General features: G+C 71.1%; 15 protein-coding genes. 8 read left to right on the top strand and 7 right to left on the bottom strand.

Annotated elements, in window-relative coordinates; all coding sequences use genetic code 11:
• Positions 1-257 precede the first annotated feature (257 nt).
• The gene (locus ASE78_RS19610) at positions 258-1043 is read left to right on the top strand and encodes a DUF3088 domain-containing protein (RefSeq protein WP_235515078.1); all 786 of its coding nucleotides are present in this window, start codon (positions 258-260) and stop codon (positions 1041-1043) included.
• A gap of 184 nt (positions 1044-1227) precedes the next feature.
• Here the strand turns inward: ASE78_RS19610 and ASE78_RS14070 are convergent, their stop codons facing one another.
• Entirely contained in the window at positions 1228-1863 is a 636-nt protein-coding gene (locus tag ASE78_RS14070; protein WP_056497991.1) for a hypothetical protein, read from the bottom strand.
• A 156-nt stretch (positions 1864-2019) separates the two neighbouring features.
• Between ASE78_RS14070 and ASE78_RS14065 the strand changes: the two genes are divergently transcribed.
• From ASE78_RS14065 to ASE78_RS14050, 4 genes are read left to right on the top strand one after another with little or no spacing between them, the layout of a single operon-like run.
• The gene (locus tag ASE78_RS14065) at positions 2020-3018 is read left to right on the top strand and encodes a glycosyltransferase (protein ID WP_055759346.1); all 999 of its coding nucleotides are present in this window, start codon (positions 2020-2022) and stop codon (positions 3016-3018) included.
• The gene (locus tag ASE78_RS14060; protein WP_056497990.1) at positions 3015-4034 is read left to right on the top strand and encodes a hypothetical protein; all 1020 of its coding nucleotides are present in this window, start codon (positions 3015-3017) and stop codon (positions 4032-4034) included. Before ASE78_RS14065 ends, ASE78_RS14060 begins: the two co-directional genes overlap by 4 nt.
• Positions 4031-4675: a PIG-L deacetylase family protein gene (locus ASE78_RS14055; protein WP_056497989.1), complete on the top strand. Its 645-nt coding sequence runs from the start codon at positions 4031-4033 to the stop codon at positions 4673-4675. The genes ASE78_RS14060 and ASE78_RS14055 overlap by 4 nt, the downstream gene beginning before the upstream one ends.
• Entirely contained in the window at positions 4672-5250 is a 579-nt protein-coding gene (locus ASE78_RS14050) for a class I SAM-dependent methyltransferase (RefSeq protein ID WP_056497988.1), read from the top strand. Before ASE78_RS14055 ends, ASE78_RS14050 begins: the two co-directional genes overlap by 4 nt.
• A 219-nt stretch (positions 5251-5469) precedes the next feature.
• On the opposite strand, the gene ASE78_RS14045 is transcribed toward ASE78_RS14050, so the two are convergent.
• From ASE78_RS14045 to ASE78_RS14020, 6 genes are read right to left on the bottom strand one after another with little or no spacing between them, the layout of a single operon-like run.
• A complete protein-coding gene (locus ASE78_RS14045) occupies positions 5470-6354 on the bottom strand; it encodes an RDD family protein (RefSeq protein WP_056497987.1) in 885 nt (294 codons plus the stop codon).
• On the bottom strand, positions 6341-7333 hold the full coding sequence (locus ASE78_RS14040; protein ID WP_056497986.1) for a stage II sporulation protein M: 993 nt from the start codon (positions 7331-7333) through the stop codon (positions 6341-6343). The genes ASE78_RS14045 and ASE78_RS14040 overlap by 14 nt, the downstream gene beginning before the upstream one ends.
• Positions 7330-8556, bottom strand: a complete 1227-nt coding sequence (locus tag ASE78_RS14035; RefSeq protein WP_056497985.1) for a DUF58 domain-containing protein — start codon at positions 8554-8556, stop codon at positions 7330-7332. Before ASE78_RS14035 ends, ASE78_RS14040 begins: the two co-directional genes overlap by 4 nt.
• Entirely contained in the window at positions 8553-9509 is a 957-nt protein-coding gene (locus ASE78_RS14030; RefSeq protein ID WP_056497984.1) for an AAA family ATPase, read from the bottom strand. Before ASE78_RS14030 ends, ASE78_RS14035 begins: the two co-directional genes overlap by 4 nt.
• Positions 9506-10714: a hypothetical protein gene (locus ASE78_RS14025; RefSeq protein WP_056497983.1), complete on the bottom strand. Its 1209-nt coding sequence runs from the start codon at positions 10712-10714 to the stop codon at positions 9506-9508. Before ASE78_RS14025 ends, ASE78_RS14030 begins: the two co-directional genes overlap by 4 nt.
• A complete protein-coding gene (locus tag ASE78_RS14020; RefSeq protein ID WP_235515077.1) occupies positions 10711-11385 on the bottom strand; it encodes a hypothetical protein in 675 nt (224 codons plus the stop codon). Before ASE78_RS14020 ends, ASE78_RS14025 begins: the two co-directional genes overlap by 4 nt.
• 133 nt (positions 11386-11518) lie before the next feature.
• On the opposite strand from ASE78_RS14020, the gene ASE78_RS14015 reads away from it, so the two are divergent.
• From ASE78_RS14015 to ASE78_RS14005, 3 genes are all read left to right on the top strand, one after another.
• Positions 11519-12367, top strand: a complete 849-nt coding sequence (locus tag ASE78_RS14015) for a hypothetical protein (protein ID WP_056497981.1) — start codon at positions 11519-11521, stop codon at positions 12365-12367.
• Between the two features lie 42 nt (positions 12368-12409).
• Complete coding sequence (locus tag ASE78_RS14010; protein WP_156351520.1) at positions 12410-13816, top strand: amidohydrolase; 1407 nt, start codon at positions 12410-12412, stop codon at positions 13814-13816.
• A partial coding sequence (locus tag ASE78_RS14005) for an amidohydrolase family protein (RefSeq protein WP_056498151.1) occupies positions 13813-15116 on the top strand: 1304 nt, incomplete at its 3' end. The genes ASE78_RS14010 and ASE78_RS14005, both read left to right, overlap by 4 nt.

Raw genomic sequence — 15116 nt, 5'->3', positions numbered from 1 at the left:
CCCCGGCATGACCTGAACAGTGCGGGGCACTGTTCACCCGAAACTGGGTTGGGGGTGGGTTGGCTGGTTGTGGGGCGCTTCCGTTTCCTCGCGGGCCGACCCACCCCCGGCCCCTCCCTTGTCAGGGAGGGGAGGTGCCACGCCCTCCGCCGGGGTGACGGGACCATGAATATGTCGCAACCCCCAACGGCGGTTGCGCGCCCCGGCAAAGCGCGGCAGAGCGATGCGCACTACGGGCACCAACGAGCGGAGGAGTGATGGCCGACCTGCCGATCCAGCGCCTCGGGCCGACGCTGCCGCCCGTCACTGGCACGCTGCCCCGCGCGGCGGACACCGCACCCACCCTGTCGCCGACGCCGCAGACCCCCATCGCCACCACTTCCCCGGCGGTGCAGACCATGCTCGGCGCGATCGCCCAGGCGGTCGCCGACCTGCCGCCGGACACCGCGCTCGCCGTATTCCTCGCCGCCGTCGAACGGGTGACGGCCGAGGTCGAGGCGCGCGTCGCCCAGAATGCCGCGAAGCGCGGCGACCTGCCGCCCGATCCCGCTCGCCTCGCCACCGGCATGGCGCAGGTCAGCGAGCGCGACCTCGCCGCCGCCGCCGCGCTGATCGCCGGGCGGCTGGTGCCCGACCCGCGTGATCCGCCGGCCCCCGTCACCGCCGACGACACCCTTGCCCTCCCACCGGAACCGATGATGCGCGATCGCCTTTTCCTGCTCGACCCGACTTTCGCCGATCCGGCGCTGCCCGGCCGCAGCTTCTATTGCCGCGACTGCGTAACGATCGACGGCCTGCTCGCGCTGTTTCCACAGGCCGCCGCCGGGCTGGACGTGATCCGCGTGCCATATCCTCGCCCGCGCGCCGCCGTGGTGCAGGCGGCGGGCATCGCCAACCAGAATTTGCCGCTGCTGGTGTTTGCGCAAGGCGCCGACCCGACGCTTGCCGATGGCCGCCACGGCGAAAGCTGGTTCGCCGCTGATCTCAAGACGATCCTGCGCGCACTCCACCGCCGCCACGGCTTTCCCGAAGCGCATCCCTGACCCGGCGCCGGGATAGCGCCCGCTTCGATCGCGCGCGATCGGCCTCTGGCGGTTGATCCATCCCGTTTGAGCCAAGCGTCATCCCAGCGAAGGCTGGGATCTCCCCGTGGTAGCGCGCAGCAGGAGCCGCTTGAGGCCCCAGCCTTCGCTGGGGCGACGCTTCTGGTCAGATGGATAAAAGTACCTAATCCTCGGCCGGCCCCGAGGGCGGCGGGGCCGACAATTTGCGCAACGCCGCCGTCCGCTCGCGCTCGACCGCCGCCCGGTCGGACAGCAGCCGCTTGCGCACCGCCAGATAATGCGTCGCCGCCTGTGCGTCCGCCTCGCTCCACTCGCGCTGCGGCAATTCGCGGCGCGCCTCCTCCAGCGCGGCGGCACTCGGCACCGGGGTCGCGTTCGGCAGCCCGGAATGGCCCTGCGAGGCGATGTCGTACCAATGCGCCGCCGCGCGCGAGAAGCCGGGCAGCACCTCGGCCACCCGCTCGAACCGCTCGACCTCGGCCGCCTGCCGCAGCAGTTCCGCCTCGACCGGCAGCAGCGCGCGTTCGGCCATCACCTGCCGCAGCAGTCCGGCATCGCGATCGAACCGGTTCCACGCGGCATGATTGAACCCGTGCTGGCTGCGCTGAAGCCGGAGCGCGCGCAGCACCTCGCGCCGGTCGGGCCGCTGCCACAGATACCCCAGTCCCTGGATCGCGAACCACCCCCACGCCACCAGCGCGAAGGCGGCGAGCGCGAGCAGCAGGATGCGCCAGCCCGGCAACCCGGCCGCCGCCGCCGCCCATCCCTCGACCAGTGCGGTCAGCAACGCCGGGATCAACCCGACCCGTGGGTCCCGATACCATCCATCGCGCAAACCGCCTGCTCCTGCCCGTCGTTGAACCGCCCCGGTTATCCTGCCTGATTCCGGTAGCATAGCCGTACCCACCCGCTTTTAACGTCGCCAAGCATGAAGGGTGCTGGCATAGCGGGGCGGATGGACGATAGCGCTCAAATATCAATAACCTGTGATAGCGCCATCTGCGTTCCGCTGCGCGATGAACGGCGCAACATCGCCGGGCTGATCCGCGCGATCGCCCGGCAGGACCGGGCGATGCTGGCGCGGACGATGCTGTTGCTCTGCCTCGACGGCGATTGTCCCGCGACCCGCGCCGCCGCCGCGACCGCGCTCGCCGACGTGCCGTGGCTCGCCGCGCGGATCGTCGCCATTTCCCGCCTGTCGTCGCCCGACGCCGGCCGCGCGCGCGGCGCGGCGATGGACGCCGCGCTGCCGTTGCTCACCCCGGACGGCGTATTGCTGACCACCGATGCCGATACGCGGCCCGACGCCGACTGGCTCGCCACGTCGCTGGCCGCGCTACGCTCCTCCGATCTGGTATGCGGGCGCATCCGCCGCCGCGACGCCGCGCGCGACGCATGGCGGCGGCCGATCGAAACCTATCTCGACCAACTGACGGCGGCACGCGCCCGGATCGATCCGATCGCGCACGATCCCGACCCGCACTGGAACGAAGGCGGTGCCAGCATCGCGTTGACCACCGCCGCCTATCGCGCCGTCGGCGGCATGCCGATGCTGGCCAGCGGCGAGGATCGCGCGCTGGTCGATGCCGTTCGCCGCAGGGGCTTGCGGGTCCGCCATGACCCCGCCGTCCGCGTCGCCACCTCCAGCCGGGCGACCGGCCGCGCGACCGGTGGCCTTGCCGATGCGATCCGCGCCGGGCGGGCCGGGGCCGACGCCGGCCTCGTCGAACACCCCGCCGCCGTCCTCGCCCGCTTCGCCCGCGAAGGCGCGATCCGTCGCGCCTGGACCGCGCGCCGGCCGCTCCCCGCGTACGGGATCGACGAGGCGGCGCTGGCCTCCGCCGCCTGTGCCGAAGCGCTGTTCCATCATGCCGGCGGCGAGCGCGGCGGCCCCACGCCGATCGCGCTCGCGCTCGACTGGTTGCAGGCCCCGCGCCCGGCGGTGGCGGCATGACCCCGCTTGCCGCGATCCGCGCGATCGACCCCGCGCTGCCGCCGCGCGAGTGGATGGCCGCCGCCTTCGCCATCGCGCGCAGCGTCGGCCTCGACGACGCGACCTGCGCCAGCCCGGGCGAGGCCCGCGCACTGATGCGGCGGATGGCGGCGGCGGGCCGCGCCGATGTCGCCTTCGGCCGCATCCTCGACGGCCATGTCAACGCGGTGCAACTGGTGCGCCGCTACGCCCCGGCCTTCGCGATCGACGCGCTGCTGGCGAACGGCGCGATCCTCGGCGTGTGGAACTCCGACCTGCCCGGCGACGGCCTGCGCCATGAGGGTGGGGCCTTCGCCGGGGCCAAGAATTTCGCCTCGGGCGCGGGGTTCGTCACCCATCCGATCGTCACCACCGACGCCAACGATCCCGCCGGTACGCGGATGTGGCTGCTCGACATGGCCGCAGCCGACCCGGAGATCGACCGCGACTGGTGGCACCCGATCGGCATGGTCCGCTCCGAAACGCATATCGTCCATCTGGGCGGCGTGCCGCTTGCCACCGCACACGCCATCGGGGGCCCAGGCGACTATCAGCGCCAGCCCGATTTCAGCGCCGGCGCATTGCGCTTCGTCGCGGTGCAGGCGGGCGCGGTCCATGCGCTGTTCGATCACGTCCGCGATCACCTGAACGCCGGCAACCGCGCCGCGCATCCGCAGCAGGCGCACCGCCTCGCCCGGCTGTTTGTGCTGGCGGACGCCGGCTATGCACTGATCGACGGCGTCGCCGCGCACTGGAATGCCGACGACGATGTCCTGCTTCCCCGCGTCGCGGCGGCACGCGGCGCGCTCGAGGATATTGCGACCGAGGCGATGGCGCTCGCCCAGAGCGCGGTCGGGGTGCAGGGCATGCTGCGCACCCATCCGCTCGCCCGCACGCTCACCGACCTCACCGTCTATCTGCGCCAGCCCAATCCCGACGGCGCGCGGAGCCACGCGGGCGCGGCGGCGGCGGCGGGCCGGATCGAGCCGGGCGCATGATCCTGCCTCTCGGCCGTGTCCGCCGCGCGCTGATCGTCGCGCCGCATCCCGATGACGAGACGATCGGTTGCGCCGCGCTGATCCTGCGGTTGCGGCGGCGGGGCGCGCGGGTCGACATCGTCATCGTCACCGACGGCGGCGCGTCGCATCGGAACAGCGCCACCTTCCCGCGCGCCCGGCTGGTCGCCACCCGCGCCGCCGAAGCGCGCCGCGCCGCGATGCTGCTGGGTGTGTCCGCCGCGCGCCTTCACCTGCTGGCGCTGCCCGATGGCGGCCTCGACACGCTGGCCCGCGCCGCCCGCTTCCGCCTCGTCCGGCGGCTCGCGCAGTTTCGTGCCGATCTGGTGGCGATGCCGCTGCCCGACGATGCCCATCCCGACCACCGCGACACCGCCGCCGCCTGCCACCGCCGCCACGGCTGGACGCGGCGGATCGGCTATGGCGTCTGGCCGGGGCGGGGCGGGGGCCGCGCGACCCACCGCCTGCCGCTGGGCGAGGATCGCCAGCGCAAGGCCACCGCACTCGCCGCGCACGCGACGCAGCTCGGGCGGATCACCGACGACCCCGCCGGCTTCGTCATCGATGCCGCCACCCGCCGCCGTTTCCTGTCGCCACACGAATCCTACCGGGTACTGCCATGACCCGCGCGATCACCCTCGTCGGGTTCGAGGCGACGTTTCGCGGCAACCCCGATCCATGGGCGACCTTCACCGCGCGCGACGAGGCGCTGAAACGCCGCGCGATCCTCCATGCGCTGGGGCCGGAGCCACGCGGCCGCCTGCTCGAACTCGCCAGCGGCAACGGATCGAACAGCGTCGCGCTGGCCGCCCGCGCGCTCCGTCTCGACGCGACCGACGGCGCGCCGACCGCCGTCGCGCTGACCGCACGGGCGCTGGGAGCGAACCCCCGCGCCACCGCGACGCGACTGATCCTCCCCGGCCGTCTGCCCCGCCGCCGCTACGACGCGATCGTGGTGGCGGAGCTCCTCTACTACCTCACCCCCTGCGACTTGACCGCGCTCGCCCGCGAGATCGCCGCGACGCTCCGCCCCGGTGGCCGGCTGGTCCTCGCCCACCACCGCATCGCCTTTCGCGACGTGGCGCAGCACCCGGCGAAGGTCCACGCCCGCCTCCTCGCCGCGCTCGGTCGCACGGTGCGGATCGCTACAGGCCATCGCACCGCCCGCTGGCGGGTGGCCGGCTACGCCGTCGCCTGAAGAACGAATAATCGCGCATTTCCTGCCCGGCAACGTCGCCCCAGCGAAGGCTGGGGCCTCAACCGGCTCCCGTCGCGCCCGACCTGCCAAGACCCCAGCCTGCGCGGGGGTGACGCCCATAGTCGACGGCGGAACCAACCCCCCGAACGCAACCCCCTCCGCGCCTCCGCGCGAACCCATCGACCTGACCCCGACCACCCGGCCCGCAAGCCGCCAACCTCAACGATCGAACTTGTCGACCTTCCGCTTGCCCAACAGCAGCTTGCGTTCCAGATGCCCGCGCAGCGCCCCGTAATAGGCCTCCAGAAACGCCAGATCGGCCCGGTCGTCCGCCCGCCCCAGTTTCCGCCGGATCGCGCTCGCCACCTGATACAGATCGTCGCGGTCGCCGCGCCGCAACACTTCCTCCAGCCGTTGCAACTCGAACGCACCGTATGCGTCGAGATCGGCCGCGCTGAACGGCGCGATCCGCGCGCGCTCGCTGGCGTGCGCCGTCTCGATCAACAGGTCCTCGCCCAGTTTGCGCACCTCGCGCTCGACCACCCATGTGCCCGCGATCAGGTCGCCGGCGCGCATCCGGTCGCGGTTGAACAGCGGGAACAACAGGAAGATCGCCGCCCAGCCGAACCCCAGCACGGCGGTCCATTTGTCGGCCATTCCCTCGGCATTGGCAAAGGCGAGGAAGGTCAGCGGCAGGAACACCTCGATCTCGCGCAGCAGGTTGCGCGCCAGCACCGCCGCCCCGGTCAGCCGCGCCCCGTCGCGCGACACCACGCGCAGCTTCATCATCCGCTTGCCCGGCGTCGCCGCGCGCCGTCCCGCCTCGAAGCCCACGAAATAGAAGTTGCGCAGGCAGAAATAGCCGAGCAGCCAGATGATCTGATACGCCGAGGTCGCCCCATGTGCCCCGCCGCCGATCGCCGCCCAGAAGATCAGCAGCGACACCCCGATCAGCAGCACCAGCATGATGAGCGTGTCGATAACGAACGCCCCCGCGCGCGCGCCGCCCGATCCCAGCCGAATGGTCAGCGGCACCCCCTCGGGCGTCACCAGTTGCCGCACCAGCGTGCGCGGCGGACGGGGCGGGCGCTTACGCCTGGCCACGCCGGCCGCCGAAGGTGAAATACAGCGTCCACAGCATCAGCATCGCCGCCCCGATCGCCAGGCGCGCGGTATCGTCGCGCACCAGTTGCCGGGCGAATCCTTCGAGCAACCCGGCGATCAGCAGCATCAGGATGACGCCGATCATCACGATCGCCGCGCGCCGCCCGGCCTGTGCCGCCGCCGCCATCCGCGACGCCTCGCCCGGAAACGCCACCGCGCGCCCGATATGGATGCCCGCCGCACTCGCCAGCGCGATCGCGGCCAGCTCGGTCGTGCCGTGGATCATCAGCCACGCGAACAGGCCCCAGCCCAATCCATGCGGCACGAACGCGGCGAACAGCGCGCCGCCGGTCGCGCCATTCTGCACCAGCAGGATCATCGTCGGGATGCCGAACGCGAAGCCGAGCGCGAAGCCGAGGATCGCGACCTGCGAATTATGGGTGAACAAGGTGGTGGCGAACACCTCCAGCCCGCCGCCCTTCGGCTCGCCATACAGCGATTCGCGCAGGCTCGCCGCGCTCGCGCCCATGTCGCGGCCCTGCGCCAGCTCACCCGGGATCATCGCGCCGAACCACGCCGGGTCGCCGCGCACCAGATGATAGCCGGCAACGGCGCTGAGCAACAGCAACGCGGTGGCCAGCAGCACTTCCCACCGGATCGCCCGCACCGAGCGCGGCCAGTCGCGCGCGAAGAAGTCGACGACCTGCCGCCCCCACGGCTCGCGCGCGCCGTAGAGGATGAAATAGGCCCGCGTCGACAATGCCTCCAGATACGCGACCAGCGATGCGTCGAGCGAGGTCGCCCGCGCCACAGACAGCGCCGACAGCGTGGCGCGGTACAATCGCGGCAAGTCGATCAGGTCGGCGTCGGACAATCGGCGCGGCGACTGTTTCTCGACCCGGTCGAGCAGTTCCTCCAGCCGGGCCCAGTCGCCCTCGCGCTCGGCGCGGAAATGGCGCGCGGCGAACATCACGCTCATTTGCCGCGCTCCCGGTGCGATACGTATCGTTCGACCAGCGACAGCGCCATCGCGTCCGCCACCGTCTCGATTACCTCGACCCCCATCCGCCTGAGGCGCTCGATCACGATCGCGCGGTCACGCAACAGCATGTGCGCGACGTTCGCGCGCACCAGATCGTCGGCCTTGTCCGGCACCGCATCGCGCATCGCCTCCAGCTCGGTATCGCGCAACAGCACGAACAACAGCCGGTGGCGCTTGAGCATTCGCGCGGCGGCGGCCAGCATCAGTTCGGCGCTGGTCGGATCGGTGAATTCGGTGAACAACACGATCAGCGCGCGCCGGTCGAGCTTGGTGTCAAGCGTGACGAGGCCGAGCGTGTAATTGCTCTCTTCGGTGCCATACTCGATGTCCGCCGCCGCGCGGTGGAGTGCTGCGAAGCCGCGCGCGCCGGTCACGCTGCCGCTATCGACCTGCGGTCGCGCGCCGAACGAGAACAGCCGCACCCGGTCGCCCGATTTGAGCGCCACGAACGCGGCGAGCAACGCCGCCGACACCGCCCGGTCGACGCGGGGCAGGTCGCCCACCGGATCGCTCATCGACCGTCCGGCATCGATCGCGAACACGATCATATTGTCGCGCTCGGTATGGAATTCGCGCGCCAGCAGCGCCGCATGGCGCGCCGACGCCTTCCAGTCGATCGCGCGGCGCTCCATGCCGGGCTGAAACTCGGTCAGCACCTGGAAATCCTGCCCGTCGCCATGGTCGCGGCGGATGCGTTGGCCACTGGTCACGCTGTTGAGGAACTGACGCATCCCCTGATCGCGCACCGGGCGGATGTCGGGCAGGATCACGCTCGACGCTTCCGCCTTCGCGCTCGTCTGCCGCCATGCAAGCCCCATCGGCCCGGCCCGCCTGCGCCACACCCGCGTCAGCGTCGCCCGCCCGCGCCGCACCGCGCGGTACGTGCCGGGCGCGATCCGCTCCAGCGGCCCGTCGATAGCGGCGGCATGACCGTCGTCGTGCAGCCGCACCTCCTCACCGACGTTCAGCGTCGCGGGCATCGCCACGCCGCCCTTGTCGGGGGAGCGCGCCAGCAGCGCATCGGCGACGATCAGCAGCAGCAGCGCGCCGATCCACACCGGCGCGACGATCCACGCCGCCGGTTTCAGGACGCCCAGCGCCAGCCCGACCGGCGCAGCGAGCGCGGTCAACTGGATGGCGCGGGGCGTCGGCAGGATCACCGCGGCGCGTCCACCGACGCGATCAGGCTGGCGACGACATCGTCGACCAGCCGTCCGTCGATCTCGGCGCTGGGCGACAGGATCAGCCGGTGGCGCAGCAGCGCCGGCGCCAGCGCCTTCACGTCGTCGGGCAGCACATAGTCGCGCCCGTCGAGCGCCGCCGCCGCGCGCGATGCCGCCGCCAGCGCCGCCGCCGCGCGCGGCGACGCGCCCGACGACAGGTCGCCATGATCGCGCGTCGCCCGCACCAGCCGGACGATATAGTCGATCACGTCGTCCACCAGCCGGACCCGGCCCACCGTGTCGATCGTGGCGGCGATGGCGTGGGCGTCGGCGACCTGCTCGACGCCCGAATCCTGCGGGGCGGGGGTGCCGGTGCGCGTGCCGTACTGCGCCACGATCGCGCGTTCGGCCTCGGCGGTCGGCCAGCCGATCGTGATCTTGAACAGGAACCGGTCGAGTTGTGCCTCGGGCAGCGGATAGACGCCCTGCTGCTCGATCGGGTTCTGCGTCGCGACGACGGTGAAGCGGTCGGACAGATGCTCGGTCCGCCCGTCGATCGTGATCCGCCGCTCCTGCATCGCCTCCAGCAGCGCCGCCTGCGTCTTGGGCGGGGTGCGGTTGATCTCGTCGGCGAGCAGCAGTTCGCAGAACACCGGCCCGCGCGTCAGCGCGAATTGCGACGTTTGGAAATTGAACAGGTTCGATCCGATGATGTCGCCCGGCATCAGGTCGGGCGTGAACTGGATACGCCCGAAATCGAGCCCCAGCGTCCGCGCGAAACTCTGCGCCAGCAGCGTCTTGGCGGTGCCCGGCGGCCCCTCCAGCAATACATGTCCGGCGGAAAACAGCGCGATGGTCAACAGCCGCACCGCCGCTGCCTGGCCCACCACCGCCCGGGCGATCTGTTCCTCGATCGCGCGCCCCAGCGCGCGTACGTCGTCCAGCGTCATGCGCCTGCTTCCTTTTTCCATGCGTGGAGCGCGCGTGCCGCCGCCAGCGCTTCCGGTTCGGTTCGGGCGGCACGCAGCCGCCGGTCGATGTCGCGATAGCCGGGATGCACCCGCTCCAGCGTCGCGGCATCCGCACCGCCCAGCGCCAGCGAACGCGCGATCGTCTCGATCATCAGGTCGGCATAGCGCGGCCCGGCGTGGCGGGTGCGCCCCGCCAATCGCGTCAGCGACACGATATTGTCAACCAGCGCGCGCTTGCCCGGCGGCACCGCCCGGCGCTCGCGCGCGGGCGGGCCGAAACGCCGCGCGGTCGCGATGCCGGCAAGGATCGCCGCGACGATCAACGCCAGCGTCACGCCCAGGAACGGCGGCAGGAACAGCAGTTTCACCAGATTGCGATTGCCCGCCGCATAATGCAGCGTCCGGTCGAACCGCGCCCGCCCGCCATGTTCGGGATCGATCGCGCGCAGCATCGCCAGCGCGGCGCGCGCGTTGCGCACGTCGGCCAGCGCGCGGTTGTTGACGGTATCGGCATCGGCCAGCACGAAGGTGTCGCTGCTGCCGATTTGCCCCAGCACCGCCGCGCCATCGCGCGCGCCGATCAGCGGCGTGATGGTCTCGCCCTTCACCGCGTCGACCAGCCGGTCGGGCATCGCGAACGGGCGCAGTCCGGCATAGGCCGTATCGGCCATCGGCCCGGTGTCGCCCACTTCCTCGCCATGCCCCTCGACGCTGGCCGGGATGAGCGGGAGCGTGCGGAAACTGCCGACTGGCCCGGTCCGCTCGACCCGCCCGCCGCCCAGCGGGATCTTCGCGACCTCCCATTTGGGCAGGATCAGCAAGGTCGGATAGCGATCGGGCGTGCCCTCTGTTTCCTCGTTGGCCATGTCGGCCAATTCGATGCGGTGGTCGATGATCGCCTTGACCGCCTGCGGACCGGTCGTCCCGGTCGGCGTCAGGATCAGGATGCCGGGCGTGCCGATCGGATCGCCGTCGTCGGCCGCCGCCGGCTGCACTGCGTCGACCAGCCGCTGAAACGCATGATAGCCCGCGCCATCGCGGCGATCGGCGGCGGGCGCGTCGCCCACCACCCGTGATACCTCGTCGCCGAACCCCGACAACAGGATCGCCGACAGCATCAGCAACGCGCCGCCGATCACGAGGATCAGCACCGTCCGCGTCGAGAAGGGCGACGGCTGGCTCATGCCCGCCGCCCCAGCGCAAAGCCGGCATAGTCGTCGCGCGCCCGCCGCCAGTCGGCCTCGCCCAGTTCGGCCCCGCCGAACAGGCTGCGCTCGACCGCCGCGACGATCCCGGCGAACACCCCGCGCGCATGGGCCGGCAGCGCGTCGGCGCGGGCGATGTCGCGGCTGGTATCGGCCACGCGCACCACGTCGCCGCGCCACGCGACGATGTCGTCGATGCTGCGGAACAGCAGCAGGTGGACCGCCTCGCCATAGCGTCCCGCCGCCGCCAGCGCGTCGGCGTCCTCCAGCAACGCGCGCGCGCTGCCCTCGTCCGGGGTCCAGCCCGGTTCCTCGACCGTCTCCTTGCGCCCGAACCATGCGGCGAACCAGTCGCGCACCCCCGGCACCAACGCCACGACCAGCGCGATCGCGATCAGCGCCAGCACGCCGTACAGCAACACGCGCCACCCGCCGCCGACCCATTCGACGAACCGCCCGATGCCGCGCAGCACCGCCTCCAGCCAGGCGGGCGCCGGCTCGCGCGGCGGCACGACTTTCTCGGGCAGGTCGAACTGGATCGAGCGATCGGCGCGGATCGATTTCCACGCGGCGGCCACGCGCTCGCCGTCGATCGGCGGTGGTGCCGCGCTCGCCTGCGCCGTCTGCTCCACCACCCGACCCCGCGTCACGCCCGTCCCCCGGCACGCCCGTCGTGGCGTCGCACCGGTTGGAGCAAATCGGCGATTTACATGCAACGCTTTTCGTTTCACCCTTTACGAAACGCCGGGGGGCTGGCGGATGTTTAGGGGGTTTTCGACGGCAATGATCGCATTCGGCTTCCTCGTCCTGCTGATGCCGTTGCTGGCAGGTGCGGTGATCCTGTTCGCGGCATGGCGCGAGGGGCGGCACTCGCCCTTTGCCTTCGGCATCGGTCGTGTGCTGTCGAACAGCTTCACCGCGATCGGCGGCGCGCCGCTCGCCTTCCTCGCGGTCGCGGTGCTGCTCAGCGCCATTCCCGGCGCGTTCGTTATCTCGCAACTCACGACGATGACGACCATGACCGACCAGTCGCCGCAGGCGATCGAGGCGATGGCCGGGCAATGGACGACCACCTATGGCGGCATATTTCTGGTCCGGCTGTTGCTCTGGCCGCTGGGGCAGGCGCTGCTGACGCTGCTCGCGCTCGACACGCTGGCCGGCCGCAGCCCCGATGTCCGCGCCGCCGCCGGCCGCGCGCTGCGGCTGTGGCCGTTCGCCATCGCGCTGGTGATCCTCACCTGGATCGGCATCTTCCTCGGCTTTATGCTGCTGGTCGTGCCCGGCGTCGTGCTGTTCCTCAACTGGTTCGTCACGCTGCCCGTCCTCGCCGCCGAACGCCGCGGCATCCTTGCCAGCTTCGGGAGATCGACCGATCTGCTGCGCGGCATGCGCTGGCGGCTGGCGGCGCTGTTGCTGCTGGTACTGGTGCTGTGGCTCGTCGCGACGATGGTCGGCGGGGTGTTGCAGGGCGTGGTCGCGGGAACGAACCCGTGGCTGGTGATCGCCGCTGGCATCGTCGGCAACACGCTATGGGGCATGATCCTCCCCGCCGGCATCGCGGCGGTCTATCACGAGGCGCGCGTCGCCAAGGAAGGCTCGGCGGGCGAGGCGCTCGCCGACGTCTTCGCATGAGAAATAAGAACAAGGGGTATCCGCGTGATCCGAACATTGACGATGCTTGCGCTGGCGGCGGGGCTTGCCGCCTGCGCCGATGCGGGCGGCTGCGACACCCGCTCGGCCGGGGCCGATGCGCCGCGGAAAGGTCCGGGCGCGGGCAAGGGCTATGACCATGATCCATATCCCTCGACCTATCGCCCCTATAGCGGCCAGCCGACGCTCGTCACCAACGTCACCATCCTCGATGGCGAGGGCGGGCGGATCAACGGCGGATCGGTGCTGTTCCGTGACGGCAAGATCGTCGAGGTCGGTCAGACGATAACCCCGGCGGCCGGCGTGACCGTGATCGATGGGCAGGGCAAATGGGTGACGCCCGGCATCATCGACGTCCACAGCCATCTGGGCGACTATCCCAGCCCCGGCGTCGACGCGCACAGCGACGGCAACGAGATGACCGGCCCCGTCACCGCCGAGGTCTGGGCCGAACACAGCGTCTGGCCGCAGGACCCCGGCTTCGCCCGCGCGCTGACCAACGGCGGCGTGACGACGCTTCAGATCCTCCCCGGCTCGGCGAACCTGATGGGCGGCCGCTCGGTCACGCTCAAGAACGTCTATGGCCGCACGATGCAGGCGATGAAGTTTCCGGGCGCGCCCTACGGCCTGAAAATGGCCTGCGGCGAGAACCCCAAGCGCGTCTATGGATCGAAGGGGCGGATGCCCTCGACCCGGATGGGCAATATCGCGGTCGACCGCGCGACATGGCTGCGCGCGAAGGATTACGACCGTAAATGGGACAAGTACGAGAAGGACGGCGGCGACGAAGCCCCGACCCGCGACATCGCGATGGACACGCTGCGCGGCGTGCTCGACGGTGAGATCCTCGTCCACAACCATTGCTACCGCGCCGATGAAATGGCCATCGTCATGGATATGGCGCAGGAGATGGGCTACAAGGTCACCGCCTTCCACCACGCCGTCGAAAGCTACAAGATCGCCGATCTGCTGAAGGCGCGCGGCGTCTGTTCGGCGGTGTGGGCCGACTGGTACGGCTTCAAGATGGAAAGCTACGACGCGGTCGGCGAGAACCTTGCGATCCTCGACCGGCAGGGTGCCTGCGCGATGATCCATTCCGACGATGCCAACGGCATCCAGCGGCTCAATCAGGAAGTGGCCAAGGTCATCGCCTCGGCCCGTCGCGCCGGCATCGCCGTGACGCCCGAACATGCGTGGACGTGGCTCGGCATCAATCCGGCACGCGCGCTCGGCATCGATCGCGTCACTGGCTCGCTCAAGGCCGGCAAGATGGCCGATGTCGTGCTGTGGAACGGCGATCCGTTCAGCGTCTACACCCGCCCCGAAAAGGTCTGGGTCGACGGCGCGCTGCTCTACGACGCCAACAATCCGCGGCTGCGCCCGGTATCCGATTTCGAACTTGGCCAGCCCGGCGAAGGGGACGTCAAGTGAAGCGCCTGATCCTCGCCGCCGCAGCACTCCTCGGCTCCACCGCCGCCCCGGCGCTCGCACAGGACGTGGTCGTCACCAACGCGAAGCTGGTGATCGGCGACGGCTCGCCGACGATCGAGAATGGCACCGTCGTCGTGCGCGGCGGCCGCGTCGTCGTCGCCGGGCGGATCGTTCCTCCGGCCGGCGCGCGCATCATCGATGCCGGCGGGCGGTTCGTGACCCCGGGCATCGTCGCCGGCTTCACCCGTCTCGGGCTGATCGAGGTCGACGGCGTGTCGGCGACCAACGACGCCTCGGCATCGGGCAGCGTGTTCAACGCCGGGCTGGACGTCACCGCCGGCCTCAACCCGCGCGCCACGCCGATCGCGATCAACCGCGCCGAGGGGCTGACCCGCGCGATCGTCGCGCCCGACAACGGCCAGTCGATCTTCGCGGGGCAGGGCGCGGTCATCGACCTCGGCAACGACATGGACGCCATCACCCGCCCGCGCGCCTTCCAGTTCATGGAATGGGGCGAGGCCGGCGCACGCGCGGCGGGCGGCAGCCGCCCGGCGGCGATGGCGATGTTCCGCAACGCGCTGTTCGAGGCGCAGGCCTATGGCCGCAACCCGGCCAGCTTCGCCGATCGCGGCAAGGAAGCGCTGCTCACCCGCGCCGATGCGCAGGCGTTGCAGGGCGTGCTGTCGGGGCAGGTGCCGCTGCTGATCCATGTCGAACGCGCCTCCGACATCCTCGGCGTCCTTGCCCTCAAGCGCGAATTCGCCACGCTGCGCCCGGTGCTGGTCGGCGCGACCGAGGCGTGGACCGTCGCCCGCGACATCGCCGCCGCCGGGGTGCCGGTGATCGCCAGCCCGCTGGCCGATCTGCCCGCCAGCTTCGAGCAACTGGCCGCGACCCAGTCCAACATCGGTCGGTTGAAGGCAGCGGGCGTCACCGTCGCGATCGGCACGATCGGCGACGACGAGGCGCGACAGGCGCGGCTGGTCAAGCAATATGCCGGCAATCTGGTGGCGCTGTCGAAGATCCCTGGCGCGTCGGGCCTCGACTGGGCATCCGCCTTCGCTACCATCAGCTCGCTGCCCGCCAAGGCGATCGGCATGGGCGGCGAGATCGGCTCGCTGGAGGCCGGCCGGCGCGGCGACGTGGTGATCTGGGACGGCGATCCGCTCGAGATCGGCTCGATGCCGACGCAGGTGTTCATCGACGGCGTTGAACAGCCATTGGTCAACCGCCAGACGCGGTTGCGCGACCGCTATCTGGTCCCGACCGAACAGGGTCTGCCCAAGGCGTATCAGCGGTA

This window comes from Sphingomonas sp. Leaf25, from assembly GCF_001421635.1.
Taxonomy (GTDB): Bacteria; Pseudomonadota; Alphaproteobacteria; order Sphingomonadales; family Sphingomonadaceae; genus Sphingomonas.
This window is presented reverse-complemented; position numbering and strand designations above follow the sequence as displayed.

Coding starts and splice junctions, on each gene's coding strand:
- ASE78_RS14025 (WP_056497983.1), bottom strand. CDS start 10,714: ATGAGCCAGCCGTCGCCCTTCTCGACGCGGACGGTGCTGATCCTCGTG.
- ASE78_RS14015 (WP_056497981.1), top strand. CDS start 11,519: ATGATCGCATTCGGCTTCCTCGTCCTGCTGATGCCGTTGCTGGCAGGT.
- ASE78_RS14065 (WP_055759346.1), top strand. CDS start 2,020: ATGGACGATAGCGCTCAAATATCAATAACCTGTGATAGCGCCATCTGC.
- ASE78_RS14030 (WP_056497984.1), bottom strand. CDS start 9,509: ATGACGCTGGACGACGTACGCGCGCTGGGGCGCGCGATCGAGGAACAG.
- ASE78_RS14040 (WP_056497986.1), bottom strand. CDS start 7,333: ATGAGCGTGATGTTCGCCGCGCGCCATTTCCGCGCCGAGCGCGAGGGC.
- ASE78_RS14055 (WP_056497989.1), top strand. CDS start 4,031: ATGATCCTGCCTCTCGGCCGTGTCCGCCGCGCGCTGATCGTCGCGCCG.
- ASE78_RS19610 (WP_235515078.1), top strand. CDS start 258: ATGGCCGACCTGCCGATCCAGCGCCTCGGGCCGACGCTGCCGCCCGTC.
- ASE78_RS14010 (WP_156351520.1), top strand. CDS start 12,410: ATGCTTGCGCTGGCGGCGGGGCTTGCCGCCTGCGCCGATGCGGGCGGC.
- ASE78_RS14050 (WP_056497988.1), top strand. CDS start 4,672: ATGACCCGCGCGATCACCCTCGTCGGGTTCGAGGCGACGTTTCGCGGC.
- ASE78_RS14060 (WP_056497990.1), top strand. CDS start 3,015: ATGACCCCGCTTGCCGCGATCCGCGCGATCGACCCCGCGCTGCCGCCG.